25 protein-coding genes and 1 tRNA gene are annotated in these 22,532 nt (G+C 65.0%); 13 read left to right on the top strand and 13 right to left on the bottom strand.

The window, feature by feature from the left end; translation table 11 throughout:
* Positions 1 to 84 precede the first annotated feature (84 nt).
* Positions 85 to 966, top strand: a complete 882-nt coding sequence (locus GN330_RS04920; protein ID WP_156711515.1) for a LysR family transcriptional regulator — start codon at positions 85 to 87, stop codon at positions 964 to 966.
* A gap of 6 nt (positions 967 to 972) precedes the next feature.
* Here the strand turns inward: GN330_RS04920 and typA are convergent, their stop codons facing one another.
* Positions 973 to 2,799 (bottom strand): translational GTPase TypA, encoded by a 1,827-nt coding sequence (gene typA / locus GN330_RS04915; RefSeq protein ID WP_156711514.1) that lies wholly within the window; start codon positions 2,797 to 2,799, stop codon positions 973 to 975.
* A gap of 242 nt (positions 2,800 to 3,041) precedes the next feature.
* On the opposite strand from typA, the gene GN330_RS04910 reads away from it, so the two are divergent.
* Entirely contained in the window at positions 3,042 to 3,296 is a 255-nt protein-coding gene (locus GN330_RS04910) for a hypothetical protein (protein WP_156711513.1), read from the top strand.
* A 110-nt stretch (positions 3,297 to 3,406) separates the two neighbouring features.
* Here GN330_RS04910 and GN330_RS04905 read toward each other — a convergent pair whose 3' ends face one another.
* Positions 3,407 to 4,492, bottom strand: a complete 1,086-nt coding sequence (locus GN330_RS04905) for a site-2 protease family protein (RefSeq protein WP_156711512.1) — start codon at positions 4,490 to 4,492, stop codon at positions 3,407 to 3,409.
* 198 nt (positions 4,493 to 4,690) lie between these two features.
* On the opposite strand from GN330_RS04905, the gene GN330_RS04900 reads away from it, so the two are divergent.
* Positions 4,691 to 5,275 carry a VOC family protein gene (locus GN330_RS04900; protein ID WP_156711511.1) on the top strand — a complete coding sequence of 195 codons (585 nt, stop codon included), beginning with the start codon at positions 4,691 to 4,693 and terminating at the stop codon, positions 5,273 to 5,275.
* 29 nt (positions 5,276 to 5,304) lie between these two features.
* Here the strand turns inward: GN330_RS04900 and GN330_RS04895 are convergent, their stop codons facing one another.
* Complete coding sequence (locus tag GN330_RS04895) at positions 5,305 to 7,362, bottom strand: M3 family metallopeptidase (RefSeq protein ID WP_156711510.1); 2,058 nt, start codon at positions 7,360 to 7,362, stop codon at positions 5,305 to 5,307.
* A gap of 116 nt (positions 7,363 to 7,478) precedes the next feature.
* Here GN330_RS04895 and GN330_RS04890 point away from each other — a divergent pair, with 116 nt between their 5' ends.
* Both GN330_RS04890 and GN330_RS04885 read left to right on the top strand, forming a co-directional pair.
* Positions 7,479 to 7,955: a MarR family winged helix-turn-helix transcriptional regulator gene (locus tag GN330_RS04890; protein ID WP_156711509.1), complete on the top strand. Its 477-nt coding sequence runs from the start codon at positions 7,479 to 7,481 to the stop codon at positions 7,953 to 7,955.
* On the top strand, positions 7,952 to 9,208 hold the full coding sequence (locus tag GN330_RS04885; protein ID WP_156711508.1) for a multidrug effflux MFS transporter: 1,257 nt from the start codon (positions 7,952 to 7,954) through the stop codon (positions 9,206 to 9,208). The genes GN330_RS04890 and GN330_RS04885 overlap by 4 nt, the downstream gene beginning before the upstream one ends.
* 28 nt (positions 9,209 to 9,236) lie before the next feature.
* Here the strand turns inward: GN330_RS04885 and GN330_RS04880 are convergent, their stop codons facing one another.
* The 4 genes from GN330_RS04880 to GN330_RS04865 are packed head-to-tail and all read right to left on the bottom strand — an operon-like array spanning position 9,237 to position 11,843.
* Positions 9,237 to 9,881 carry a carbonic anhydrase gene (locus tag GN330_RS04880; RefSeq protein WP_156711507.1) on the bottom strand — a complete coding sequence of 215 codons (645 nt, stop codon included), beginning with the start codon at positions 9,879 to 9,881 and terminating at the stop codon, positions 9,237 to 9,239.
* 50 nt (positions 9,882 to 9,931) lie between these two features.
* Entirely contained in the window at positions 9,932 to 10,711 is a 780-nt protein-coding gene (locus tag GN330_RS04875; RefSeq protein WP_156711506.1) for a DUF429 domain-containing protein, read from the bottom strand.
* Positions 10,708 to 11,598, bottom strand: a complete 891-nt coding sequence (gene pdxY / locus GN330_RS04870) for a pyridoxal kinase PdxY (protein ID WP_156711505.1) — start codon at positions 11,596 to 11,598, stop codon at positions 10,708 to 10,710. The genes GN330_RS04875 and pdxY overlap by 4 nt, the downstream gene beginning before the upstream one ends.
* Positions 11,595 to 11,843: a hypothetical protein gene (locus tag GN330_RS04865; protein WP_156711504.1), complete on the bottom strand. Its 249-nt coding sequence runs from the start codon at positions 11,841 to 11,843 to the stop codon at positions 11,595 to 11,597. The genes pdxY and GN330_RS04865 overlap by 4 nt, the downstream gene beginning before the upstream one ends.
* A 164-nt stretch (positions 11,844 to 12,007) precedes the next feature.
* Here GN330_RS04865 and GN330_RS04860 point away from each other — a divergent pair, with 164 nt between their 5' ends.
* The 5 genes from GN330_RS04860 (at position 12,008) to ppa (ending at position 15,350) form a co-directional block, all read left to right on the top strand.
* A complete protein-coding gene (locus GN330_RS04860) occupies positions 12,008 to 12,613 on the top strand; it encodes a LemA family protein (RefSeq protein ID WP_156711952.1) in 606 nt (201 codons plus the stop codon).
* Between the two features lie 61 nt (positions 12,614 to 12,674).
* A complete protein-coding gene (locus tag GN330_RS04855) occupies positions 12,675 to 13,466 on the top strand; it encodes a TPM domain-containing protein (RefSeq protein WP_343040270.1) in 792 nt (263 codons plus the stop codon).
* Positions 13,467 to 13,475: 9 nt separating this feature from the next.
* Complete coding sequence (locus GN330_RS04850) at positions 13,476 to 14,114, top strand: TPM domain-containing protein (RefSeq protein ID WP_156711503.1); 639 nt, start codon at positions 13,476 to 13,478, stop codon at positions 14,112 to 14,114.
* 80 nt (positions 14,115 to 14,194) lie between these two features.
* The gene (locus GN330_RS04845; protein ID WP_156711502.1) at positions 14,195 to 14,704 is read left to right on the top strand and encodes a GNAT family N-acetyltransferase; all 510 of its coding nucleotides are present in this window, start codon (positions 14,195 to 14,197) and stop codon (positions 14,702 to 14,704) included.
* Between the two features lie 118 nt (positions 14,705 to 14,822).
* Positions 14,823 to 15,350 carry an inorganic diphosphatase gene (ppa, locus tag GN330_RS04840; RefSeq protein WP_156711501.1) on the top strand — a complete coding sequence of 176 codons (528 nt, stop codon included), beginning with the start codon at positions 14,823 to 14,825 and terminating at the stop codon, positions 15,348 to 15,350.
* Between the two features lie 26 nt (positions 15,351 to 15,376).
* On the opposite strand, the gene GN330_RS04835 is transcribed toward ppa, so the two are convergent.
* The 3 genes from GN330_RS04835 to GN330_RS04825 all read right to left on the bottom strand — a co-directional run bounded on the left by GN330_RS04835 (position 15,377) and on the right by GN330_RS04825 (position 16,695).
* Positions 15,377 to 16,003, bottom strand: coding sequence for a hypothetical protein (locus tag GN330_RS04835; protein WP_425487152.1), 627 nt, complete (start codon positions 16,001 to 16,003; stop codon positions 15,377 to 15,379).
* An 85-nt stretch (positions 16,004 to 16,088) separates the two neighbouring features.
* A complete protein-coding gene (locus tag GN330_RS04830) occupies positions 16,089 to 16,400 on the bottom strand; it encodes a DUF167 family protein (protein WP_343040267.1) in 312 nt (103 codons plus the stop codon).
* A 4-nt stretch (positions 16,401 to 16,404) separates the two neighbouring features.
* Entirely contained in the window at positions 16,405 to 16,695 is a 291-nt protein-coding gene (locus GN330_RS04825) for a YggT family protein (protein WP_156711500.1), read from the bottom strand.
* Positions 16,696 to 16,867: 172 nt separating this feature from the next.
* Between GN330_RS04825 and GN330_RS04820 the strand changes: the two genes are divergently transcribed.
* Positions 16,868 to 16,943, top strand: a tRNA-Ala gene (locus tag GN330_RS04820).
* A 181-nt stretch (positions 16,944 to 17,124) separates the two neighbouring features.
* On the opposite strand, the gene GN330_RS04815 is transcribed toward GN330_RS04820, so the two are convergent.
* Both GN330_RS04815 and GN330_RS04810 read right to left on the bottom strand, forming a co-directional pair.
* Positions 17,125 to 17,937 carry an aspartate dehydrogenase domain-containing protein gene (locus GN330_RS04815; RefSeq protein ID WP_197435036.1) on the bottom strand — a complete coding sequence of 271 codons (813 nt, stop codon included), beginning with the start codon at positions 17,935 to 17,937 and terminating at the stop codon, positions 17,125 to 17,127.
* Between the two features lie 55 nt (positions 17,938 to 17,992).
* On the bottom strand, positions 17,993 to 19,324 hold the full coding sequence (locus tag GN330_RS04810; RefSeq protein ID WP_156711498.1) for a malonyl-CoA decarboxylase domain-containing protein: 1,332 nt from the start codon (positions 19,322 to 19,324) through the stop codon (positions 17,993 to 17,995).
* A 165-nt stretch (positions 19,325 to 19,489) separates the two neighbouring features.
* Between GN330_RS04810 and GN330_RS04805 the strand changes: the two genes are divergently transcribed.
* Positions 19,490 to 20,470: an NAD(P)H-quinone oxidoreductase gene (locus GN330_RS04805; RefSeq protein WP_156711948.1), complete on the top strand. Its 981-nt coding sequence runs from the start codon at positions 19,490 to 19,492 to the stop codon at positions 20,468 to 20,470.
* 31 nt (positions 20,471 to 20,501) lie between these two features.
* Here the strand turns inward: GN330_RS04805 and GN330_RS04800 are convergent, their stop codons facing one another.
* On the bottom strand, positions 20,502 to 21,170 hold the full coding sequence (locus GN330_RS04800) for a TetR/AcrR family transcriptional regulator (protein WP_197435035.1): 669 nt from the start codon (positions 21,168 to 21,170) through the stop codon (positions 20,502 to 20,504).
* A 192-nt stretch (positions 21,171 to 21,362) separates the two neighbouring features.
* Between GN330_RS04800 and GN330_RS04795 the strand changes: the two genes are divergently transcribed.
* Positions 21,363 to 22,508 (top strand): acyl-CoA dehydrogenase family protein, encoded by a 1,146-nt coding sequence (locus GN330_RS04795; RefSeq protein ID WP_156711496.1) that lies wholly within the window; start codon positions 21,363 to 21,365, stop codon positions 22,506 to 22,508.
* Positions 22,509 to 22,532 lie beyond the last annotated feature (24 nt).

Below are 22,532 nucleotides of genomic sequence, written 5' to 3'. Positions count from 1 at the left end.
GCCGCAACGGTTGTGCGTAGTTTGACGAACGACCTCGACCAGTTCATTATTCTCTGCAAACAATGCGACTTCGCGGGTATGGTGATGAACTGGGACGATGTTCGGATATTCCTGGCGGTCGCACGCGCCGGCCAGATCCTCGGCGCGGCGCGGCGGCTTGGCCTCAACCATGCCACCGTCTCCCGTCGCATCGCCGCGCTCGAGGCGAGCCTGAAGGCGCGATTGTTTCGTCGCACCACCTCCGGCAGCGACATGACGGAAGCCGGGGAGCGGTTCCTCGTTGTCGCCGAGCGCATCGAGGCCGACATGATCGCGGCGCGGGCCGAGATCGCCGGCGAGGGTGACGAAATCGCCGGCACAGTCAGGATCGGCACACCGGACGGTTTCGGCGTCGCGTTTCTGGCGCCGCGGCTCGGCGCGCTGACGGCGCGTCATGCCGAGTTGTCGGTGCAGCTGGTGCCGGTACCGCGCTCCTTCTCACTGTCCAGGCGCGAGGCCGACATCGCGATCACCGTAGAGCGCCCGACCGAGGGGCGGCTGGTCGCGGCCAAGCTGGTCGATTACACGCTCGGCCTCTACGCCTCGCGCGCCTATGTCGAGCAATACGGCCTGCCGCAGACACCGCAGCAATTGGTGGCGCACAGGCTGGTCGGGTATGTCGCCGACCTCGCCATCAGTCCGAGCCTCGACTACGCGGCGGAGTTCTCGCCGGGCTGGCAGGCGCGGTTTCAGATCTCCTCGACGCTCGGTCAGGCGGAGGCGGTGCGCGCCGGCGCCGGCATCGGCATTCTGCACACCTTCATCGCCCGTAGCCACGCCGAACTGGTACCGGTGCCGGCGGTTCCGCCGATCCGCCGCGCCTACTGGCTGGTCTATCACGAGACCGTCCGGCCGCTGAAACGCGTGCAGACGGTTTCGGCCTTCATCGGCGCCGAGGTCGAGAAGGCGCGGGCGCTGTTCGTGTGACGGTTGTCAGGCCGCCCCGGCCGTCTTCTGCTTCTCGAAGCGCTTGCGCTCGTGCGGGTCGAGATAGAGTTTTCTCAACCGGATCGATTTCGGCGTCACCTCGACCAGCTCGTCGTTTTCGATCCAGGCCAGGGCGCGTTCCAGCGTCATGCGCACCGGCGGCGTCAGCTTGACGGCGTCGTCCTTGCCGGCGGCGCGCACATTGGTGAGCTTCTTTCCCTTCAGAACGTTGACCTCGAGGTCGTTGTCTCGGGAATGGATGCCGATGATCATGCCCTGATAGACCTTGACGCCCGGGTCGATGACCATCGGGCCGCGATCCTCAAGGTTCCACAGCGCATAGGCGACCGCCTCGCCGGGCTCGTTGGCGATCAGTACGCCGTTGGTGCGGCCCGGCAGTTCGCCCTTGTAGGGCTGATATTCGTGGAACAGCCGGTTCATTACCGCGGTGCCGCGCGTGTCGGTCAACAGTTCCGACTGATAGCCGATCAGGCCGCGCGTCGGCGCATGGAAAACCAGCCGTTGGCGGTCGCCGCCGGAAGGCTTGAGCTCGACCATCTCGGCCTTGCGCTCCGACATCTTCTGCACGACGACGCCGGAATGTTCCTCGTCGACATCGATCACGACCTCCTCGATCGGCTCGAGCAGTTGGCCGCTCTCGTCCTTCTGCATGACCACGCGTGGGCGCGAGACGGCGAGCTCGAAACCTTCGCGACGCATGGTTTCGATCAGCACCGCGAGCTGCAACTCGCCGCGGCCGGACACGTAGAAGGAATCCTTGTCGGTCGACTCCTCGATCTTCAGCGCGACATTTCCCTCCGCCTCGCGCAAAAGCCGGTCACGGATGACGCGGCTTGTCACCTTGTCGCCCTCGGTGCCGGCGAGCGGGGAATCGTTGACGATGAAGGACATGGTCACGGTCGGCGGGTCAATCGGCTGGGCCGGCATCGCCGCGGTGACCGACGGATCGCAGAACGTGTCGGCGACGGTGCCCTTCGACAAGCCGGCGATGGCGACGATGTCACCGGCCTGGGCGTCCTCGATCGGCTGGCGCTCGAGGCCGCGGAAGGCGAGTATCTTCGACACGCGGCCGGTCTCCATCAGGGCGCCGTCATGATGCAGAACCTTGACTGCCTGGTTCGGCTTCAGCGAACCGGCCTCGATACGTCCGGTGATGATGCGACCGAGAAACGGATTGGCTTCCAGAATGGTGCCGATCATGCGGAACGGCCCCTCGGCAACCGTCGGTTCGGGGACGTGGCTCAGCACCAGATCGAACAGCGGGGCGAGCCCGTCCTGTTTTGGCCCCTCGGGTTGTTCGGCCATCCAGCCGTCGCGGCCGGAGCCATAGAGGATCGGGAAGTCGAGCTGCTCGTCGTTGGCGTCGAGCGCGGCGAACAGATCGAACACCTCGTTGATCACCTCGTCGGCGCGCGCGTCGGGCCGGTCGATCTTGTTGACGGCGACGATCGGACGAAGACCGACCTTGAGCGCCTTGCCGACCACGAATTTGGTCTGCGGCATCGGCCCTTCGGCCGCGTCCACAAGCACGATGGCGCCGTCGACCATCGACAGGATGCGCTCGACCTCACCGCCGAAATCGGCATGGCCGGGTGTGTCGACGATGTTGATGCGTGTCTCCTTCCACTCCACCGAGGTCGCCTTGGCGAGGATGGTGATGCCGCGTTCCTTCTCCAGGTCGTTGGAGTCCATTGCGCGTTCGGCCACGCGCTGGTGTTCGCGCAAGGCGCCGGATTGTTTCAGCAGCGCGTCGACCAGCGTGGTCTTGCCATGGTCGACGTGCGCGATAATCGCGATATTGCGGATGTTCATGTGTCTCTCGGGAGCTTCGGGGACGCTTCCTTTTGCCGCGCCCGTTTCGGTGCGGCGCTCTTACAGGCTTTTTCGCATCTGCGAAAGGGGGCAGCCGGCCTTGTTCGTCCGGCTTGGCGACCAATCGGCGGTCTTGCCAGACAAACCGAAAAATTTACGGAACATTTACGAATTTCGCGCGTCATGCGTTCATGAACCATAAACCAACCGCGCAAACCCACGCCAAGAGGCGGACCGTGGCCATGATGACGGCGCTGGCCGTCGCGCTGGGCGTTCCGGGCATGCTGGCGGCCAGCCCGCCGTCGCTGCACGAAAGGGGAGGCGTGATCGGGTTGGAGCGCGCCGATGGCGCCCACGAGGCGGCAGAGGCGTCGGTGGCCTGGGTCGATCCGATCGTCACCGGGCCGGTTTCGGACGATTTCAAGCGCCGCCGCGCGGCGTTGGGCTGCGACGATGCGGTCTGGCCCGATATTCCGAAGGCGTGTTTCGCCGACTGAGCCGGGCCAGTGTCGGCCAAACCGGTGATCTGGCGTTGCGCGGCCACGACCGGCCCTTGTTGGCCGCGATCCTATCCGATGGGAACTTCCGCGCCGCTCTCGAACCAAGCTCACACTGTGGTCGCCGCCGCGCGCAGCATCATCAGTTCGCCGATGTTTTCCATGGTGACATAGCCGAGGAAACGATCGTCGTCGTCGATGATCGCGACCGCCGGCGCGCCGCTTTTTTGCAAGGCCTCGAGCGCCGCATCGAGCCTGCCGTCGCCGCGCAGCGAGGGAATATCGCGCACCATCGCCTCGATCACCGGGGCGTCCGCGCCGGTGTCGCGCATACCCTCGACCAGCCCGGCGCGGGTGAGTACGCCGCGCAGCCGGCCGCTGCCGTCCAGAACCGGAAATTCGTGCTGGGTCGTGCGCAACAACAGTTCGGCGGCATGCGACAGCGTCGACGTCGGGGCGAGCGCCTCGTAGGAGGTGATCATGGCGTCGCGGATCGCCACCGAGCGCGCGGCGTCCTGCAACCCGACCACCCGGGTTTCCGCGGTCGCGGCGAGATAGACAAAGATCGCGACGAAGATCAAAAGCGGGTTGCCGCCGACAAGGCCGAGAAAACCGAAGGCGAAGGCCGCGAATTGGCCAACCGTGCCGGCGATCTGGGTTGCGCGTACGCGTGGATAGCGCGTGGCGAGCAGCGCGCGCAGGACCCGGCCGCCATCCATCGGGAAGGCGGGAATCAGGTTGAACAGCACAAGGACAATATTGACCGCCGCCAGCCGGGCCACAAATCCGCCGGCGGGGTCCTCCATCGCCGCCAGCGTGCCGGCATCGACGCGGGCGCCGAGAACGAGGAACAGAACCGCCGCGATCACGACATTAACCAACGGCCCGGCGAGCGCCACGACGATCTCTTCAGACGGCTTTTCCGGCATGCGCTCCAGTTCGGCCACGCCGCCGATCGGCAACAGCGTGATGCGCGGCGTTGCGATGCCATAGCGCCCGGCCGCCACCGCGTGGCCGAGTTCGTGCAGGACCACGCAGGCGAAAATCGCGACCACGAAGGCGATGCCCTCCACCGCGGCGGCTGCGCCTCCGAGCTGGAAATGCGCAATCCCGATCCACAAAAGAAGCAGGAAGAAGGTAAGATGGATACGGATCTCGCTGCCGGCCAGGCGGCCGATCGGAAATGACCATTGCATGGCGGTGCTCCTGCGGTGGCTGCGGCCTGACGGGGTCGCGTGCTCGATATAGACCTGTTTATATAGATGTGTTTTGGCATCCTTCGAGACAGTCCGGAGTGTTTGGTCGTTTTGTACCCGGGATGCGGCGAGAAGCGGCCGGCGGGGCGATTGCACAGCGAGGTCGGCCGCCGGCGATGATCGGAAAGGGAGGCGCGGATGCATAAACTCCAGTCGCAAGGCGTGCACCACATCACGCTGGTGGGGGCGGACCGACAGACCTCGATCGACTTCTGGGAAGGCGTGCTCGGCATGCCGTTCGTCTTCGAGCAGCCCAATCTCGACCGGGCGAGCGAGAGCCATCTCTATTTCGATCCGGGTGACGGCCGGCTGATCACCATCTTCACCGAGGAGAGCCGCAAGCCCGATCCCGAACGCACGCCGACCGGGATCGGCTGTGTGCACCACATCGCCTTTTCGGTCTCGCGCGTCACCTTCCTGCAGGCGGTGGCGCGGCTCGACGAGAGGAAGATCGACCATAGCGGGGTCAAGGATCGCGGCTTCATGGATTCGATCTATTTCAAAGACCCGCTCGGCCTGTTGATCGAGCTGGCGTCCTACCGTTTCGACCCGCCGGCGGGCTTCAGCCATGCCGACGTGCTGATGACGGCGCACGAGATTCGCGTGGCGCGCGGCGACTACAACATCGCCGAGGTGCACCTCGCCGACGCGATCGAGGCGCTAGTCGCGCGCGCGCGGCCGTCGCTGTCGGACGAACGTGGGCCCAAGGCCCCCTCTTCATAAGCGAGCAGGGAGATCGGGGCGGGAGCGGGTCAGGCGAGGCCGCGCTTCTTCATCATCGCCTCGGGCGAGGGCATCTGGCCGCGGAAGGCCCGGTAAAGCGCCTCCGGGTCGGCAGAGCCGCCGGCCGCGTAGATGTGGCGGCGCAGCTTTTCGGCCAGCGCCGGCTCGAACGGGTCGCCGGTTTCCTCGAAGGCGCCGAACGCGTCGGCGTCGAGCACTTCCGACCACATGTAGGAATAGTAACCGGCCGAGTAGCCGTCTCCGGAAAACACATGCAGGAAATGGGGTGTGCGGTGGCGCATGGCGATCGCATCCGGCATGCCGAGCCCGGAAAGCGTTTCGGCTTCGAAACGAACTGGATCGTCGGGCGCTTCCTGGCGGGCGTGAAAGGCCATGTCGACGAGCGCGGAGGCGGCGAATTCGACGGTCGCGAAACCGGCGTCGAAATTGCGCGCCGCCTCCATGCGCTCCGCCAGCTTCGCCGGCATCGACTCGCCGGTCTCGTAATGGCGGGCGTGTTTTTCCAGGATTTCCGGCACGGTCAGCCAGTGTTCGTAAAGCTGCGAGGGCAGTTCGACGAAATCGCGCGAGACCGAGGTGCCGGACACGGACGGCCAGGTGACCTCGCTCAGCATGCCGTGCAGGGCATGGCCGAATTCATGAAACAGCGTGCGCGCCTCATCGAGCGACAAAAGCGCCGGCTTGCCGGCCGGCGGCTTGGCGAAATTCATTACGTTGAAGACGATCGGCGTCGCGCCGTCGCCAAGCGACCTGGCCGATTGCAGCCGGCTCATCCAGGCACCCGATCGTTTCGACGGGCGGTTGAAATAGTCGGCCAAAAACATTGCCCGATGCGAACCGTCGGCGTTCTTGACCTCGAACACGCGCACGTCTTGATGCCAGGTGGCAACGCCCTTCCTCTCTTCGAAAGTCAGGCCGAACAAGCGGCCGGCGACATCGAAACAGGCGGCGATGACGTTCTCCAGCCGGAAATAGGGTTTGAGCGCGCCGTCGTCGAAGGCAAACTTTTCCTGCCGCAGCTTTTCCTGAAAGTAGCGCCAGTCCCAGGCCGCGATCGGCGCGTTCAACCCCTCGGCTACGGCAAGACGCTGCAGTTCGGCCTGATCCTCGGCGGCCTTGCGTTTGGCCTCCCGCCAGACCGGATCGAGAAGGTCGAGAACGGCTTCCGGCGTTTTCGCCATCGTGTCGTCGAGTTTGAGCGCGGCGTAGGAGGCATAGCCCAAAAGCCGGGCCTTTTCGGCCCGCAAGGCGAGCATGCGCGCTACGATCGGGCCGTTGTCGGTCTTGCCGCCATTGTCGCCGCGGTTGACGAACGCCTTGAATGCCGTTTCGCGCAGGTCGCGGCGCTCGGCATGGGCAAGGAACGGTTCGATGATCGAGCGCGACAGGGTCACGGCGAAACGCCCCTTTCGGCCGCGCCCGCCTGCCGCTTCGGCCATCGCGGCACGCAGCGGTTCCGGCAGACCGTCGAGATCGGCCTGGTCGAGAAACAGCGCCCAGTCGCTTTCGTCGGCGAGCACGTTCTGGCCGAACTGCGCCCCAAGTCCGGCCAATTCCTCGTTGATTTCGGCAAGGCGTGCTTTGTCGGCCTCGCCGAGCCGCGCTCCCGAGCGGACGAAACCTTTCCAGGTCTTTTCCAACACATGGGCTGTCTCGGGATCGAGGCCGAGTTCGTCGCGGCGCCGATATAGATCGTCAATGCGGGCAAATAGCATCGCGTTCATTGAGACCGCGGACATATGGCGCGCCAAGGCGGGTGCGATCTCGCGTTCCAGCGCCTGGAGCACGTCGTTGGTGTGGGAGCCGGCCTTGCACCAGAAGATTGCCGCGATACGCGACAGCGGCTGGCCGGCGAGTTCGAGCGCGGCGAGCGTGTTGTCGATCGTGGCCGTCTGCCGATTGCCGGCGATCTCGTCGGTCTCGCGTCGATGCGCGGCAAGGGCGGCTGTGAAGGCGGGCGCGATATCCTCGTCGCGAATGCGCGCGAAGTCCGGCAGGTCGAGCGGTCCGGTCCAATCGACCAGCGGATGGGTTTCGAGCGCGAAGGGGGCGTTTGTGTCGGGCATGGTTTTTCCGATTGCTTGGCCGAATCGATTTAGGTGCGCCGGGGCCGGCTTGCAACGGCTTGACGCGTGACGAGCATAATAATAAGTAAGCCTTACTATAAGGAGTACTTAGTAAATTGCCGCATGATTTGGATCCCGACACGTTCGGTTTTGTCATCGGCGACCTGTCACGGTTGATGCGCGCGGAGATGGAGCGCCGCATCGCGCAGGCCGGGTTGTCGGTCACGCCGGGAGAAGGCCGAACGCTCGCCAACATCGCCCGGATCGGCTGCGTGCGCCAGAACATGCTTGCCGAACGAATGGGGCTCGAGGCTATGACCCTGTCGACCTATCTCGACCGGCTGGAGGCGCGTGGGCTGGTCAGCCGCGCCCCCGACCCGGCGGATCGCCGCGCCAAGCTGGTCAACCTGACGCCTGCCGCCGACGAGGTCCTTGGTCACGTCAAGCGTGTCAGCGAACAGCTGCGCGCAGACTTGTCGCGCGGCATGCCGCGGGCCGGGTGGAGCGATCTGCTCGATGAACTGAAGCGGATCCGTGCCGATCTGGCCGCAATGCGTAGCCAGGCCGGCGACAAGACGGCGCGTCCGGCATGAACGTCGCCGCGCCCGGCCCGATCGCCACCGCGCATATGTCGGAGCGGCGGGTCGGGTTTATCGGCGCATTGCTGGCGGCGGTGGGGCCGATCTCGCTGGCGCTGTTCACGCCGGCGATGCCGGAACTGGTTCGGGTCTACGACACCACCGAAGCGGCGGTAAAACTCACGCTTTCGCTCTATTTCGCGGGCTTCGCCCTGGCGCAGCTCGTCTGCGGCCCACTGTCGGACGGCTTCGGTCGCAAGCCGGTCACCATCGCGTTCATGGGTATTTTTTTCGTCGCGAGCGTTTTGGCCATGTTCGCCCCGACGATCGAGGTGCTGATCGCGGCGCGACTGCTGCAGGGGATCGGGGCCGCCGTTGGTATCGCCATCGCGCGCGCGGTCGTGAGGGATCTGTTCAACGACGAACGGGCCGTGCGTATCACAAATCTGATCGGCATCATCCTCGCCCTTGGACCGGCGATCTCTCCGACTGTCGGCGGGATCGCGATCGAGCTCGCCGGCTGGCATTCGGTCTTCGTTCTGATGGCATTGATGAGCGTCTTCGTCGCCCTCGTAACGATCTTCTGTCTGCGCGAGACCGTGACGCGGGATCTGTCGCGCATCCGGCCGGCCGCGCTCATCCGCGCCTACGCGACCTTGCTCGGCAATGGCTATTTCATGCTGTCGAGCCTGGTGATCGCCGGCACGATGGGCGCCATCTACGCCCAGGCCACCGTACTACCCTTCATCCTGATGGACCGGGTCGGGCTGACACCGACGCAATTCGGCGTCGGCATGCTGATGCAGTCGGGCCTGTTCTTCACCGGATCGCTCGCCGCGCGCTGGACGATGCGCACGCTGCCGCCGCCGCGCCTGGTGCCGATCGGTCTCGCCTTCGTTGCGGCCGGAAGCCTGGCGATGGCGGTTTTCCTGCGCGTGTGGGAGCCGACCTTTCTCAGCGTGATGGCGCCGGTCAGCCTTTACGCATTCGGTATCGCCTTCGTCATGCCGGCGATGTCGGTCGCCGCCATGGCGCCTTTCCCGCGCATCGCCGGTTCGGCTTCGTCGATGACCGGCTTTCTGCAGATGGGAACCGGCCTGGTCGGCGGCCTCGTGGCCGCGCTGATCGGCGAGCCGGTAACGGCGCTGGCGATCGTGGTGCCCTCGCTCGGTATGGCCGCCATCGTGAGTTGGGCGATCTGGCGGTTGCTGCCGGAGCCGGCGCCGATGACGGCAACGCCGCCGCGCCACGGTGGCCCGGTCAGTTAAGGCCGCGAGCCCGTGCCGGCCAAGCCGTTCAGGCAGCGTCGGGTCTGAAAAAATCGCCGGTCTTGCGGTTCATCACCCAAAGCTCTCCTGAGCCGATGTCGAACCAGGCGCCGTGCAGGGAAAGGCGACCCTTGTCCTCGAGAATCTTGACGCAGGGAAACGAGCGCAGATTGGCGATCGAATAGCGGATCGAGATGCGCTCGAGCGCGGTCTGGCGCTCGCCGGTAGTCATCAGGCTGTTTCCGCTCACGGCTTGGGCGGCCGGCGCGACCAGCCCCATCCAGCGTCCGATGAAATCGCCCGGGGACAAAGGTTCGGCGGACGGGTCGAGGGCGGCGCGGATGCCGCCGCAGCGGCCGTGGCCGAGCACCACGATGTGCTTGACCTTGAGGCTCTGCACCGCGAATTCGAGCGCTGCCGAAGTCGAGTGGTGACGGTCGTCGGGTTCGTAGGGAGGCACCAAATTGGCGACGTTGCGGACGACAAAAAGCTCGCCCGGACCCGAATCGAAAATAGTTTCGGGCGCGGCGCGCGAATCGCAGCAGGCGATCACCATCGTCTCCGGCGACTGGCCCTTGGCGGCGAGATCGCGATAGCGTGCGGTTTCGGCGGCGTAGCGGCCGCCCATGAATTGCCGGTATCCGGCGAGAAGGCGCTCGGGCAGATCGGTCATGGAGGTTCGATAGCCCCAGTCATTCGCTCGCGTCAATTATAAAGCGACGCTCAGGTCCAGATGGCGATCGGCAGGCCATGCCGGTCGCGGGACGGCGGATCGGGAAACGGCACCGCCTCGCCGCGGGCGAAACGCGCCGCCACGATCATGACCGCGGCGGCGTCGAGCAGGTCGTCCTCGCCCGCGCCCGCCGGCGGGTCCGCTTCCAGTACGCTGTCCGGCAGGCCGTGGGCGGCGAGAAGGGCCCTGCGTTCGGCCATCCCGGCCGGATTGACGCGGCCCTTGATCTTTTTCGGCAGGCGCATCGGCGTCCGTCCGGCGAGCCGCCAGAACGCCGCTTCTGGATGGGATTCGATCACCCGGACTGCAAGGTCGGGATCACCTCGCAATACCGTATCCAGCTCGCGGATTTTGGCGAACAGCGCGAAAGCCTGGATTGAGACGGCGCGTGGCGGATCGGAGGTCGCCCGCGCCACCGCGCTGGCGCGGCGATGGGCGGCATACCAGGCTTGAAGCGTGGTGAAGGGTTCGGTTTCGGCGTAGATTGCGGTGCGCGCCGGGATCGAGAATACCGCCGACTGGCGCTCGCCGAGCTCGGCGCGCACCAGCCTTTCCGGCCCGCGCCCACCCAGGGCGGTGCGTTCCGGCAGGCCTATCGGCATATCCACGGCGACCACCGCATCGGCGGGCAGGCTCCCCACCAGCGTCGCGAAACTTGAAAACACGGCGACGGTCGGCCGCTCCGGCACGGACTGGACGATCGCGATCCAGCCGCCCTTGCAGCCGTCCACCCCGACGACTGTGCGCCCGGCGGGCAGGACCAGGCTCATCGCGCGCCGTCGGTCTCGTCAGTGCTCACGGCGCGCACGCGCACCGGCAATGCCGGATCGACGAGATGGTGCGCATCGGTCTCGATCTCGAGTTCGTCGCCGCCGCGCGCGGCCGTGCCGGCAAGTATCGCGTAGACGGATGCGGTGGTGCTTTCAAGCGCGTTCGCGTCGGTCGCGCCGCCGAGCACGCGGGCGAGAAAAACCGCCGCCGTCAGGTCGCCCAGCCCGTTGGGCGGATTGTCGATCAGCCTGTGCTCGGCAAGCAGCGCCGCGCCGCCGCGCACCAGGAGATTGGCCGTCGCTCCAGGCATCCGCACCGGCGCCGAGGTCACGAGCATCGCCTCGGGTCCGAGCGCACGGGCCGCGTCCGCCACCGCCGCGAGACCGGAGAGCCGCGTTCCCGCCATCCATTCGAGTTCGTAGCGGTTGGGCGTGGCGATGTCGGCGAGCGGGATCAGGCGGTCGCGAATGGCGGCAGCCAGTGCATCGGCGACATAAAGGCCGCCGAGATCGCCGATCACCGGATCGCAGACATATAGCAGGCCCGGATTGCGCGCCTTGGCGGCCTCGACCAGCGCGGCCACAGCCTGCGCCTGGGCCGGACTGCCGAGATAGCCGGACAGGACCGCGCCCACCTCGCCGAGCCACGGCGAACCGGCAAGGTCGCGCAACAACGCCGCGAAGGCGCTGTCGTCGGGTACGATGCGTGTCGCCGGGCCGTGACCGGGATGCCAGGGCAAGATGACGGTCGGTACCGCCCAGACTCGATAGCCCAGACTTTCCAGCGCGAAGACTGCGGCGCGATTGCCGACCGAGCCGCGGGCGACATGGCTGGAAATGACGATCACCGCCGGCTTGGCGGAAGGATTGGCAGGCGCCACGATCATGTGCCGATAAAAAGTCGCGCCAGCGAAACCAGCAGGATGACCAGCAAACCCAGCCCCAGAACACGGCCGATTCGTGTCCCCCACAGCTCGATCCAGTCGCCCTGGTCGGCATCCCCGGCAGCGACGTGATCGCGGACCCGGCGCGTGGCGCGCGTGGCAAGCGAGCCGGACGGGTCCGATTCCTGCTGGACCCGGTTCAGGATCCGCTGCGCTTCGCGGTCGCCGTGATTGTTGGGCTCGGTCATGATTTCCGTCTCCAGGCCTGGGATGCTAGCGGATTTGCCCGGCGCATCACAGGGGGCTCGTATGGCATCGACATGCTTGCAAGCCTGTGGCGGGTGGCTAGTGTAGGGACGATCGGCAGTGGAGAGGGTTGATGGCGGCTTTGGGTCTTGCACCGTCCAACGGGATGCGGCGTGCGCGTGTTCTCGCGGTCATTTTTTTGCTGGCGCCGCTTCTGTCCGCCTGCGGGTTCAACACCATACCGACCGCCGAGGAGCAGGCCAAGGCAGCCTGGAGCGAGGTTTTGAACCAGTATCAACGCCGCGCCGACCTGATCCCCAATCTCGTCGAAACGGTGAAGGCCTATGCCGCGCATGAGCGCGAGGTGCTGGAAGCGGTGGTGGAGGCGCGCGCCAAGGCCACCCAGGTCACCGTGTCGGCGGACGCGCTGACCGACCCCGAGGCGTTCAAGGCTTTCCAGGAAGGCCAGTCCGCGTTGACCGGCGCGCTGTCGCGCCTGCTGGCCGTGGTGGAAAACTATCCCGACCTGAAAGCCAGCCAGAATTTCCTCGCCCTGCAGGCGCAGCTCGAGGGCACGGAAAACCGGATCGCGGTGGCGCGGCGCGACTATATCGAGGCGGTGCGCGTCTACAACACATCGCTCAAGACCCTGCCCTCGATGATCTGGGCCTGGCTGTGGTTCACAGGCAACGAACCCTACGAGAATTTCTCTGTGGCCGAAGACAAGATCGACGTGCCGAAGGTCGATTTCGGAGCCGGGCAAGCCGGCTGACCGTGACGGGGAGGAGGCGGTGAACGTCCTGCGGCATATATATGGTCCAGTCGCGCCGATAGTGCGCCTTACAGCCGCCCTGGCTTTCTGGAGCCTAGCCGCGCTTTGCCTGTTGCCGGCGGCCGGGGCGGCCGAACTGCCCGCACTCACCGGCCGTGTCGTCGACAATGCCGGCCTGCTCGATGCCGAGACCGAAGCCGAACTCGTCGCCCGGCTTGCCGCCTTCGAACAAAAATCGTCGGACCAGATCGTGGTCGCGACCATCGACAGCCTCGATGGCGAGGCGATCGAACCGTTCGCCAACCGGCTGTTCCGAGCCTGGGGTCTGGGGCAGGCGGGTGAGGACAACGGCATCCTGTTGCTGGTGGCCAAGGCCGACCGGCGTATGCGCATCGAGGTCGGTTACGGCCTGGAAGGCACGCTGACCGACCTGCACGCCAAGCTGATCATCGAAAACACCATGGTGCCGGCGTTCCGGGCCGGGGATTTTTCCGGCGGCATCAGCCGTGCCGTCGACGACATCATCCTGGTACTGGAGGGCAATGGGGCGGAATTGGAGGCGCGGGCGGAGCGCAACCAGCCGTCGGGCTCGGAACTCGGCTTCGAGGAGCTCTTCGTCCTGTTGTGGTTCGCACTGTTCTTCGGCGCTTTCGGGTTCGCGCTTTTTGCGCGGCTTTTCGGCAAGAAGATCGGCCCGGGCCGGTATCGTTGGCTGGGCATGGACATCACCTATGGCTCGTCGGGCGGCTCCGGCTCCGGCTCGTCCGGTTCGGGCTGGTCGTCGGGAAGCAGCGGCGGATTTTCCGGCGGCGGCGGTTCGTCCGGCGGCGGCGGTGCCTCGGGGAGCTGGTAGGAGACGATGATGGAAACACCCGTTCTCTCGCCCGCCGAGCGCCAGCGCGTCCACGAGGCGATCGCGGCCGCGGAGGCGCGCACTGCAGGCGAAATATTCTGCGTGCTCGCGCGCCGCAGCGACGACTATTTCTTCCCCGCCGCCTTCATGCTGGCGGCGGGTATCCTGATCACCGGCACGGTCGCGGCCATGGCAATGGAACGGCTGTGGGCCGATATCGGCCTCGTAGCCTTCGCGCTGTCGCAAGCAACGGCGTTTTCGGCCGCGCTCGCGGTGATCCGGCTGTTCCCGGCGTTGCGTCTGCATCTGGTGCCGCGGCGCCTGCGCTATCGGCGCGCGCATGACAACGCCGTCAAGCAGTTCCTGGCCCACAACGTCCATCGCACCGAAGGTCGGACGGGTGTGCTGGTGTTCTTGTCGCTTGCCGAGCGCTACGGCGAGATCGTCGCCGATGCCGGCATCGACGCCAAGGTGACGCAGAAGAACTGGGACGATGCCGTTGCCAGGCTGACGGCGCGCGCGGCCGAGACACGAATCGCCGACGGCTTCGTGGAAACGGTCGGGTTGGCCGCCGATCTTTTAGCCCGCCACTTTCCCAAAGACGCCGAAAACGCCAACGAGCTCGACGACCATCTGGTCGAACTCTGATTTCCCGACCTGATCGTCCTGCGGACAAGTTCGACGGCGTCTTGCCCGAGACCCGGCCGTGGCGTTAAGGTTAACAAATCATGAAGACTGCGCTTACCATCGATGTCCGCCATGCCCAGGAAAACGATGCCCTGGCGATCGCCGCCGTGCACATGGAAGCCTGGCAGGGCGCCTATGCCGGCATCATTCCCCATCGGGCCTTGGCGAAGATGATCAATCGGCGCGATTGCCGGTGGTGGGGAAGCGCGATACGCCGCTCGGCTTGCGTCCTGGTTGTGGAATGCGGCGACGAGATCGCCGGCTATGCCACGATGGGGCGCAACCGGGCGCAGGAATTGCCCCAGCAGGGCGAAATCTACGAACTCTATCTGAGGCCGCAATATCAGGGCATCGGCCTGGGCTCGCGGCTGTTTAGGGCCGCTCGCGAAAAGCTGGCCGATCACGGTCTCGACGGACTTGTGGTGTGGGCCCTTGAAGAAAACCACAACGCCATGTCCTTCTATCATGGCGCCGGCGGACGCGATGTCGCCGAAGGCGTCGAGGTGTTCGATCAGAAGGCGATTCGCAAGATCGCCTTCGTGTGGGGGTGAAGGTTCCGGCGCTGCGTTTCGTCGCGGATGCCGGCTACCGGTCGCATCGTCGGCCGGGGCGGCTTGTGTTGCAGTGCACAAGTGTTTATGCGCATCGGCGACCTGAAGGAGCCGTCCCATGCGTATCGATGCCATTTCGATTGGAAACAACCCGCCCGACGACGTGAACGTCGTGATCGAGGTTCCCGTCGGCGGTCAGCCGATCAAATATGAGCTCGACAAGGAAGCCGGCACGCTCGTTGTCGACCGGTTTCTCTACACGCCGATGACCTATCCGGGTAATTACGGTTTCGTGCCGCATACGTTGTCGGGCGACGGCGATCCGATCGACGTCCTGGTGTGCAACACGCGCCAGTTGATCCCCGGCTGCGTGATCAATGTGCGTCCGATCGGCGTTCTGATCATGGAAGACAATGCCGGCCTCGACGAAAAGGTGATCGCCGTGCCTTCACCGCATCTCACGCGCCGTTACGAAGACGTTGCAGACTATACCGATCTGCCGGCGATCACGCTCGAGCAGGTCGAGCATTTCTTCGAACACTACAAGGACCTGGAACCTGGCAAATGGGTCAAGATCGGCGGCTGGCATGATGCCGGTTTCGCCAAGAAGATGATCGTCGAGGCGATCGAGCGGGCGCGCGGCTGATTTTCGGGATCATGTCCTGAAACCGTTCAGTTTTCCGCCCGGTGGAAGGGCGGGACCGGAACGCTGCCCTGATCGATGACCGGCTGGTCCGCGCCGCAAGCGAAGTCTTTCGCCTGCATGTCGGCGATGGTGCGTGCCTTGTCGTTGGCATTCGGATTGCCGCTGGCTACGACATAACCCACGGCGCAGCCGTCGCGCTCATGCGGCTGGCCGACCTTCTCGACCACCAGCACCTCGATGTTCTGGGTCTCGTCATAGGGATCGCTGACAAACCAGCGATGGATGGTGGCGAAAGGCACGGCGCGGTCGCCTTTGCGTTCCAGCCGCCATTCGATCTTCGGGCCTGTGGAATTGAACGGACCGAAGCTTTCCCAGACCGGCGCAAGGTCGCCAGCCGGCGGAAAGCCGTAAAACAGCGATTCGCGCGCGTCGCCGTAGGAGAGGAAGACCGGGTAGCCGCGATAACCGTCGCAGACCAGATTGGCCCAGTCGCCGCCTTCGTTCGGGTCGGCGGCGGCGTAGGTCGTGCAGGTCTTGTCGGCGGCAAGGTCGGTATAGGCGCTGGTTACGTCCTGCGCGCCGGCCTGCGAGGCGATCATCAAGGCCGCGCTAGCGACCATCGGCAACAATAAGGGGCTTGCGGGTAGGCGCATTCTTGGTTCCTCCGCTTGTGTCGGAGCAGTCTAAACATGTTGCCGCGGCTGCAAAACCGGCTTTCGCCAAGCCGTGCCCCGACGCTCAGCCGAGAGCGCGCAGCGCGTCAAGCAGGTCGGTGCCAGCTCCGGCGATACGCACGGTCTTCAGCCGCGCGATCGCGCCCGACACGATGTCGACGCGGCTGGGCGCGATGTCGAGGCGTTTGGCGAGTAGCTTTTCCAGCGCTGCGTTGGCGGCACCCTTTTCCGGCACGGCGCGCACGCGCGCTTTCAGAAAGGCGCGGCCGGCCGCGTCGCAGTCGATACCGTCGAGTGCATCCATGCCGCCGCGCGGCGTCAGCCGGACAAAAAGCTCGATCGTTTCGCCGTTTACGCGGAAAAACTCCGGCGCCACCGGGTCAGATCAGCGCCGGCGCGACAGTGGTGAGGATGAACTGGCGCAGGAAAAACAGCGCCAGAAGCAGGATGATCGGCGAGATGTCGATGCCGCCGAGGTCGGGCATGACACGCCGGATCGGCCGCAGCGCCGGATCGGTGACCCGGTAGAGGAAATCGCCGATGGTCGCGACGAACTGGTTGCGCCCGTTGATCACGTTGAAGGCGAACAACCACGAAAAGATCGCCGACGCGATGATAAGCCACCAATAGATGTCGATGGCGAGCACGATGGTCTGGATAAGCGCGAGCATGCCGGTCTCCAATCGGTTTCGCGAGATGTAGCCATTGACCCGCCCGGCGGCAAGTCCGCTAATGCCATGGCAGGCGCCGAAACCTTTCCCCGACCCGCGGGCGCGTGTCGTCGTCATCCGTGCTGCTTGACAGCGCCGGCCCATGGTCAGTAAATGCCGCAATCCGCTGGACGGGGCTGTAGCTCAGATGGGAGAGCGCGTCGTTCGCAATGACGAGGTCAGGGGTTCGATTCCCCTCAGCTCCACCAGCGGCGGATGGTTCATTCCGGAGACATGGGTGACAACCTTGTGCGCGATGAGGGTTGTCGATGGTCTGCCAGGTTCTCCGTTCCAAGTCGAGATGTCCCAGATGGTAGCGCGCGAGCCAAATGCCGTAGTCCGCTCCTTCAGTCCAAACCTTTGAGCGGATGGCGCCGCGCGACCGGGTCCTCACAGAACATCGATGGCCTCGAAGCGTCCGAACCGGGTCTTGATGGAATGGAGCAGGGAGGCGAACATCTCCGTGCCCGAGACGCCGACCACGGGCTGGCGCTTCTCGGTGCGCACGATCGATCCGTCCCGACCGACCGCCTCCACTTCGGCGATGGCGCAGTCCATATCCGGGTCGGCAATCAGCCGGCCGATGCAGCGGTCTAGCCCGACGGTCGCAAGTGCGCAGGTCACCATCGTGTTGACATTACGCGGAAATAGGCCAGCGATTTCGCGAACTGGGCCTTCGAAGACCGTCTGCGCCCGCTCGAGCGGCCCGAGCGTTATCCCGCTTTCGGAAAAGTCGATATTACCGGGGTTCTTGCGGAAGGTTATGGTCACGTCGCGCCACATCGATCGCGACGCGACGAGACTTGCCGCGCCGACGAGGGCGCCGGCGGGCAGGAGCAGCCGGGTGCCGTTGCACCGCGCGGCCTCGACCAGCGCTTCGTGGACCTCCGCATCGGCGAGCGCCGAAACCGAAAGCGGCATGTAGTCGGAGGAGGCTAGAAAGTCTGCGCCATGTCTGCGGGTGATATCGGGGTGAGCGGCCTCGACGATCAGAGACGGCCGATGCATGGCGAAGTCGGAAAGGTCGTGCAGGCGATGCGAGGCGTCGATGCCGGCCAGAAGTTCTGCGCGGCGTGCCCAGACGAAGGCCGGTTCGAGTCCAAGCGTTCGTCCATCTGCGCCGGTCAGCGCTTCGTGGAGCTGCTTTCCGACATAACCGAAGCCGGCTATGCCGATGCGAGGGGCGTCGTGGATGTGCTGCAAGGGAGCCTCCCGTGTGTTTTCTTGGCATATCGCCAGGCCCGGTCGTTCCTGCGGGTCAGGCCGACCGCCGCTGGTTTGCGTAGCCCGCAAGGCGGCCGATCGTTGCGGTGGAAGCGACGACCCCCTGCTTTCGGTACCGTTGCCGGTTGGTTTCGAGCTCGCTTGGTTCGTAACGGTAGCTGACCATCAGCCCAAAGCTGCGCGACCAGCCCTTCTGCGAGCGGTCGGCCGGCCAGTGAAGCTGTTCGATCCGCGCACCGTTGCCAAGGTGGAAGCGCGCGACGCTGTCGACGGGCTGGCCGTCACCGCGCCGCGCTTCCAGCAGGTAGCGCGCGCCGCAACACAGGACCGCGTTCCTGATCCCGTCGCGATCGTCAGTTGAGAGACTGCGCTCGGTAGCGGTCTCGAGCGCTCCGACGACCGCCGAGGCCGCTCGGTCGTTCGCTTCGGCCTGCGCACTCAGCCATCTGCGAAAACCCGGCATCGGCGACAGTGTGACGAACGTGTCGATATGCGGTGCGCTGCTGGCGATTTCGGTGATCACGCGTTTGATGAGCGTGTCGCCGAACGAGATGCCACGCAGGCCCGGTTGGCAGTTGGAAATCGAATAAAACACCGCGCAGTTGGCGTTTTCACGGTCAAGAACGGTGCGCGACTCGTCCAGTAGATCGTTGACGGCGGTCGGAATGTCTCGCGTGAGCGCGACTTCGACGAAGATCAACGGATCGTCGGCGAGCAGCGGATGAAAGAAGGCGAAACAGGCCCGGTCCGGTGGGTCGATCCGCCGGCGCAAATCGTCCCAGTCCTTGATTTCGTGCACGGCCTCGTAATTGATGATGTGCATCAGCACGTTGGCCGGGCTTGACCAGTCGATGCGTTGTAGAACGAGAAAGGCGCGGTTGAACCAGCCTGAGAGCAGGTACCGCAAATCGGCCTCCAGCGGCGCCAGCGCCGTGTGTTCGTCGAGCGACGATAGGATGGTGGCGCGCATTGCGGCCAGTTCGGCGGTTCCGTCCTCCGCCTCGTTCAGGCGGCTGAAAAGCAGATGACGCGGCGGCGTCGCTGCCGCGTGCACGGCGCGTGCCGCCTCCGGTCCGGGTTGGCGCAGGAACAGCGCAATGGTCTCCTCGAGCTGCGGCAGGGCGGGTTCCAGAACGGTCGCGAGGCGGCACAGGAAATCGAACTTTGCCGCCTCATCGAGACTGCGATAACCGGCAAGAATGTCTTCGGCTTCCACGACGCGCGTCCCGTCGTGCTGGCCGGATGCGAGCGTGAGGCAACGCGCGACCAGGGCTTGCGCGCTCCCGACCGTCACGCGGCGCCTGCGGCTGGCGGTGCGGGCGCTGATGATGGTGGCGAGAAGATAGCGCAGATTATGCAGGTTCATCGCTGGAATCCGTAACGGGCGGCCGGCGCGAGGGGGCGGGATGACGCAGGCAATCGTGATTGAAGTTCGCTCAAAATTCAATACTATATCGTATATTATTGAATGGAACCGCCCGAGGCGGGGGTTGCAAGGAAGGAGAGCTTTCTTTTGCTGATACCGAAAATGATGAAAGTGGTCGAGATCGCGGGGTTCGGCGGTCCGGACCGGTTACACCCAGCCGAACGGCGGGTTCCCGTGCCCGGTCCTGGAGAACTTCTCGTCCGGGTCGTCGGTGCGGGCGTCAACCGGCCCGATGTCGCCCAGCGTCAAGGTGTCTATCCACCGCCTCCGGGCGCGACGGACCTGCCAGGCCTTGAAGTGGCCGGACATGTGGCCGCCGTCGGTCCGGGCACGTCCCGTTATGCCATTGGCGACGCCGTCACCGCCCTCACCAATGGCGGCGGCTACGCCGAATATTGCGTTGTGTCGGAACGCGCCGCCTTGCCCGTACCCGGTGCCGTCGATCTGCTGACGGCCGCCGCGATCCCGGAAACCATGTTCACCGTCTGGCACAACGCGTTCGAGCGCGGCCGTTTGCGAGCCGGAGAGAGCCTGTTGGTGCACGGCGGCGCGAGCGGTATCGGCACGATGGCGATCATGATGGCCAAATGTCTCGGCGCGTGCGTGATCGTCACCGCGGGCTCGGATGAAAAATGTGGCAAGTGCCTCGCACTGGGGGCCGATCACGCCATCAACTACAAGGCGGACGACTTCGTCGGGGCGGTAGGCCGCATCACCGGCGGGCGCGGTGCCGACGTGATCCTCGACATGGTGGGCGGCGGCTATCTCGAACGCAACCTCGCCGCCATCGCGGTCGATGGGCGGATCGTACAGATCTCCTTCCTGGAAGGAATGAAACCTGTAGTCGATCTGGGGTTGCTGATGCGCAAGCGCGCCAGCCTCACCGGATCGATGCTGCGCTCCCGCTCCGACGACGACAAGGCCATGATCGCGCAGGCGGTCGAGGCCTGGGCGTGGCCGCATGTCGAGCACGGAACAATCCGCCCGGTCATCGACACGGTGTTTCCGCTGGAGGCGGCATCCGAGGCCCATGCCCGAATGGAAAGCGGCGCCCATTTCGGCAAGGTCGTGCTCGAGGTCGCCTGAGCGGCAGCGCGTCGCGAAGCCGTCCTTTGGCCTACCGGTCGCTGCCGGCGGCGCTCATCCGCATGACCGCATGGAAGGCGGCGTCCTGGCGCTGCCGGCGGCGGCCGCGTTCCTCGCGCCGGTAAATCATGGCCTCGCCAAAGATCAGGGAATAAAGCAGCGTGGCTTGCGTCTCCACGATCACGGAGTCCGCCGTCAAGGCGGCGAACTGCCGGCGCAGATATTCGATCCGCTCGTGGTCGACCTTGTGCAACATGTCGCGAATCGCCGGCTCGCTGTGTCCCCAGTGACGGATCGCTTGTTCGGTGCGAAAGTTCACTCGGCCCGAATTCGCCTCCGTAAACAGTTTGCGCAACTTTTCCGCTGGGGTGCCGCCGAGCATTTCGACATGCTCGATCAACGCCAGCGTCTCGCGCTCCTCCCAGGTTCGCAGCAGTTTGCTCATGAAATCCGCGCGCCCGGAGAAATACCAGTAGAAGCTGCCCTTGGTGATGCCGAGCTTCTTGCACAACGCGTCAAGCCGGAGCGAACCGGGGCCCTTGCGACCGAGCTCCCTGAGCCCGATTTCCAGCCAGTTTTCGGGTGTGACGTCGGGTTTGCGGCCGGCGTTGCTCTTGCGCCGGCGAGGCTGGAGGCCGCCTGGACCTGTCTGTACGACCGTTGCTATGCGCTTGTCCTTCACGGCTATCTCAACCTCCATGCGCGGTTCGTGCGCATCCGTGGTCCTGGATGGCGGCGGGCCGCAGCCTGCCATCCGACGTCGTGAAACTTGTTCCATCAAAACCCACCGCTTCGCAAGGGCAAATTCAATACTATACTAAATGGTATTGACAATACGACGCGCCGACGTCATTCATACGCCGACAAAGAGGCATAGAGGCACGGCCCCGGCATGAACTTCGGAATTCCAAGAACGCTGTACGACGACGTTCACGAGCAGTTCCGCGATACGGTTGTCCGCTTTATCCAGTCGGAGGTGCTTGCGCACTACGAAGCGTGGGAGGATGCGGGCCGCACGCCGCGCGAGATTTGGAAGCGCGCCGGCGAGATTGGAATCCTGGGAACGAGTGTCCCCGAAGCCTATGGAGGCATGGGCGGAGACTTCCTGTTCGACGCAATCGTGCTGGAGGAACTAGGCCGTTTCGGCGTTGCGGCGCCGGCCTGGGATATGCACGCCTACATCATCGCGCCTTTCATCACGCATTTCGGAACCGAAGCCCAGAAATGCGAATGGCTGCCAAAAATGGCCGACGGTACGTTGATCGCCTCGATCGGCCTGACCGAGCCGGGCGGGGGCAGCGACCTGAAGGAATTGCGCACCTCCGCGGTACGACGCGGCGACAGCTATGTCGTCAACGGCGCCAAGACCTTCATCACCAACGGGCACATCGCCGACCGGGTGCTGCTCGCCACCAAAACCGCGCCCGAGGCAGGCGCCAAGGGCGTGACGATGCTGTGGGTCGACCTTCACAGTCCCGGCATCACCCGCGGCAAGAATTTGAAGAAGATCGGCAACAAGGCGCAAGACACCGCGGAGCTGTTTTTCGACAATGTCGAGGTGCCGGCCGACTGCGTCATCGGCAGCGAAAACGAGGGCTGGCGCGTGCTGATGCACGGTCTCGTTCAGGAGCGCCTTGTCGTGGCGGTTCGTTCGGCAGTGATCGCGGAGGCCGCCGTCGACCAGACGATCGAGCATGTGAAACAGCGTAAGGCGTTCGGCAACACGGTTTTCGACTTCCAGAACACGCAGTTCAAGCTGGCCGAAATGGCATCGGATGTGGAAGTGGCGCGCCCCTTCGTCGATCGCTGCATCGAGCTTCACGCGCGCGGCGAACTCGACATGGTGACCGCGGCAAAGGCGAAACTGTGGACAACCGAACTCGCCGACCGCGTGCTCGACGATTGCCTGCAGCTACACGGCGGCTACGGCTATGTATGGGAATTCCCCATCGCGCGGGCTTGGGCCGACGCCCGCGTCCACCGTATCTACGCAGGAACGAACGAGATCATGAAATACATAATCGGCCGTCAGCTCTAGGGTCGAAGCCCGTCGATCTGGCCG

This window comes from Nitratireductor arenosus (assembly GCF_009742725.1).
Lineage (GTDB): Bacteria > Pseudomonadota > Alphaproteobacteria > Rhizobiales > Rhizobiaceae > Mangrovimarina > Mangrovimarina arenosa.
The sequence above is the reverse complement of the archived record's forward strand: the minus strand, read 5'-3'. Positions and strand labels throughout refer to the sequence as shown.

Bases quoted from the DNA above. Each gene is read 5' to 3' on its own strand.
- GN330_RS04805 (WP_156711948.1), top strand. From the start codon at position 19,490: ATGAAAGTGGTCGAGATCGCGGGGTTCGGCGGTCCGGACCGGTTACAC.
- GN330_RS04865 (WP_156711504.1), bottom strand. From the start codon at position 11,843: ATGACCGAGCCCAACAATCACGGCGACCGCGAAGCGCAGCGGATCCTG.
- ppa (WP_156711501.1), top strand. From the start codon at position 14,823: ATGCGTATCGATGCCATTTCGATTGGAAACAACCCGCCCGACGACGTG.
- GN330_RS04900 (WP_156711511.1), top strand. From the start codon at position 4,691: ATGCATAAACTCCAGTCGCAAGGCGTGCACCACATCACGCTGGTGGGG.
- GN330_RS04880 (WP_156711507.1), bottom strand. From the start codon at position 9,881: ATGACCGATCTGCCCGAGCGCCTTCTCGCCGGATACCGGCAATTCATG.
- GN330_RS04810 (WP_156711498.1), bottom strand. From the start codon at position 19,324: ATGAACCTGCATAATCTGCGCTATCTTCTCGCCACCATCATCAGCGCC.
- GN330_RS04885 (WP_156711508.1), top strand. From the start codon at position 7,952: ATGAACGTCGCCGCGCCCGGCCCGATCGCCACCGCGCATATGTCGGAG.
- typA (WP_156711514.1), bottom strand. From the start codon at position 2,799: ATGAACATCCGCAATATCGCGATTATCGCGCACGTCGACCATGGCAAG.
- GN330_RS04860 (WP_156711952.1), top strand. From the start codon at position 12,008: ATGCGGCGTGCGCGTGTTCTCGCGGTCATTTTTTTGCTGGCGCCGCTT.
- GN330_RS04825 (WP_156711500.1), bottom strand. From the start codon at position 16,695: ATGCTCGCGCTTATCCAGACCATCGTGCTCGCCATCGACATCTATTGG.
- GN330_RS04795 (WP_156711496.1), top strand. From the start codon at position 21,363: ATGAACTTCGGAATTCCAAGAACGCTGTACGACGACGTTCACGAGCAG.
- GN330_RS04845 (WP_156711502.1), top strand. From the start codon at position 14,195: ATGAAGACTGCGCTTACCATCGATGTCCGCCATGCCCAGGAAAACGAT.
- GN330_RS04895 (WP_156711510.1), bottom strand. From the start codon at position 7,362: ATGCCCGACACAAACGCCCCCTTCGCGCTCGAAACCCATCCGCTGGTC.
- GN330_RS04800 (WP_197435035.1), bottom strand. From the start codon at position 21,170: ATGGAGGTTGAGATAGCCGTGAAGGACAAGCGCATAGCAACGGTCGTA.
- pdxY (WP_156711505.1), bottom strand. From the start codon at position 11,598: ATGATCGTGGCGCCTGCCAATCCTTCCGCCAAGCCGGCGGTGATCGTC.
- GN330_RS04905 (WP_156711512.1), bottom strand. From the start codon at position 4,492: ATGCAATGGTCATTTCCGATCGGCCGCCTGGCCGGCAGCGAGATCCGT.
- GN330_RS04920 (WP_156711515.1), top strand. From the start codon at position 85: ATGAACTGGGACGATGTTCGGATATTCCTGGCGGTCGCACGCGCCGGC.
- GN330_RS04910 (WP_156711513.1), top strand. From the start codon at position 3,042: ATGATGACGGCGCTGGCCGTCGCGCTGGGCGTTCCGGGCATGCTGGCG.
- GN330_RS04835 (WP_425487152.1), bottom strand. From the start codon at position 16,003: ATGCGCCTACCCGCAAGCCCCTTATTGTTGCCGATGGTCGCTAGCGCG.
- GN330_RS04850 (WP_156711503.1), top strand. From the start codon at position 13,476: ATGGAAACACCCGTTCTCTCGCCCGCCGAGCGCCAGCGCGTCCACGAG.
- GN330_RS04875 (WP_156711506.1), bottom strand. From the start codon at position 10,711: ATGAGCCTGGTCCTGCCCGCCGGGCGCACAGTCGTCGGGGTGGACGGC.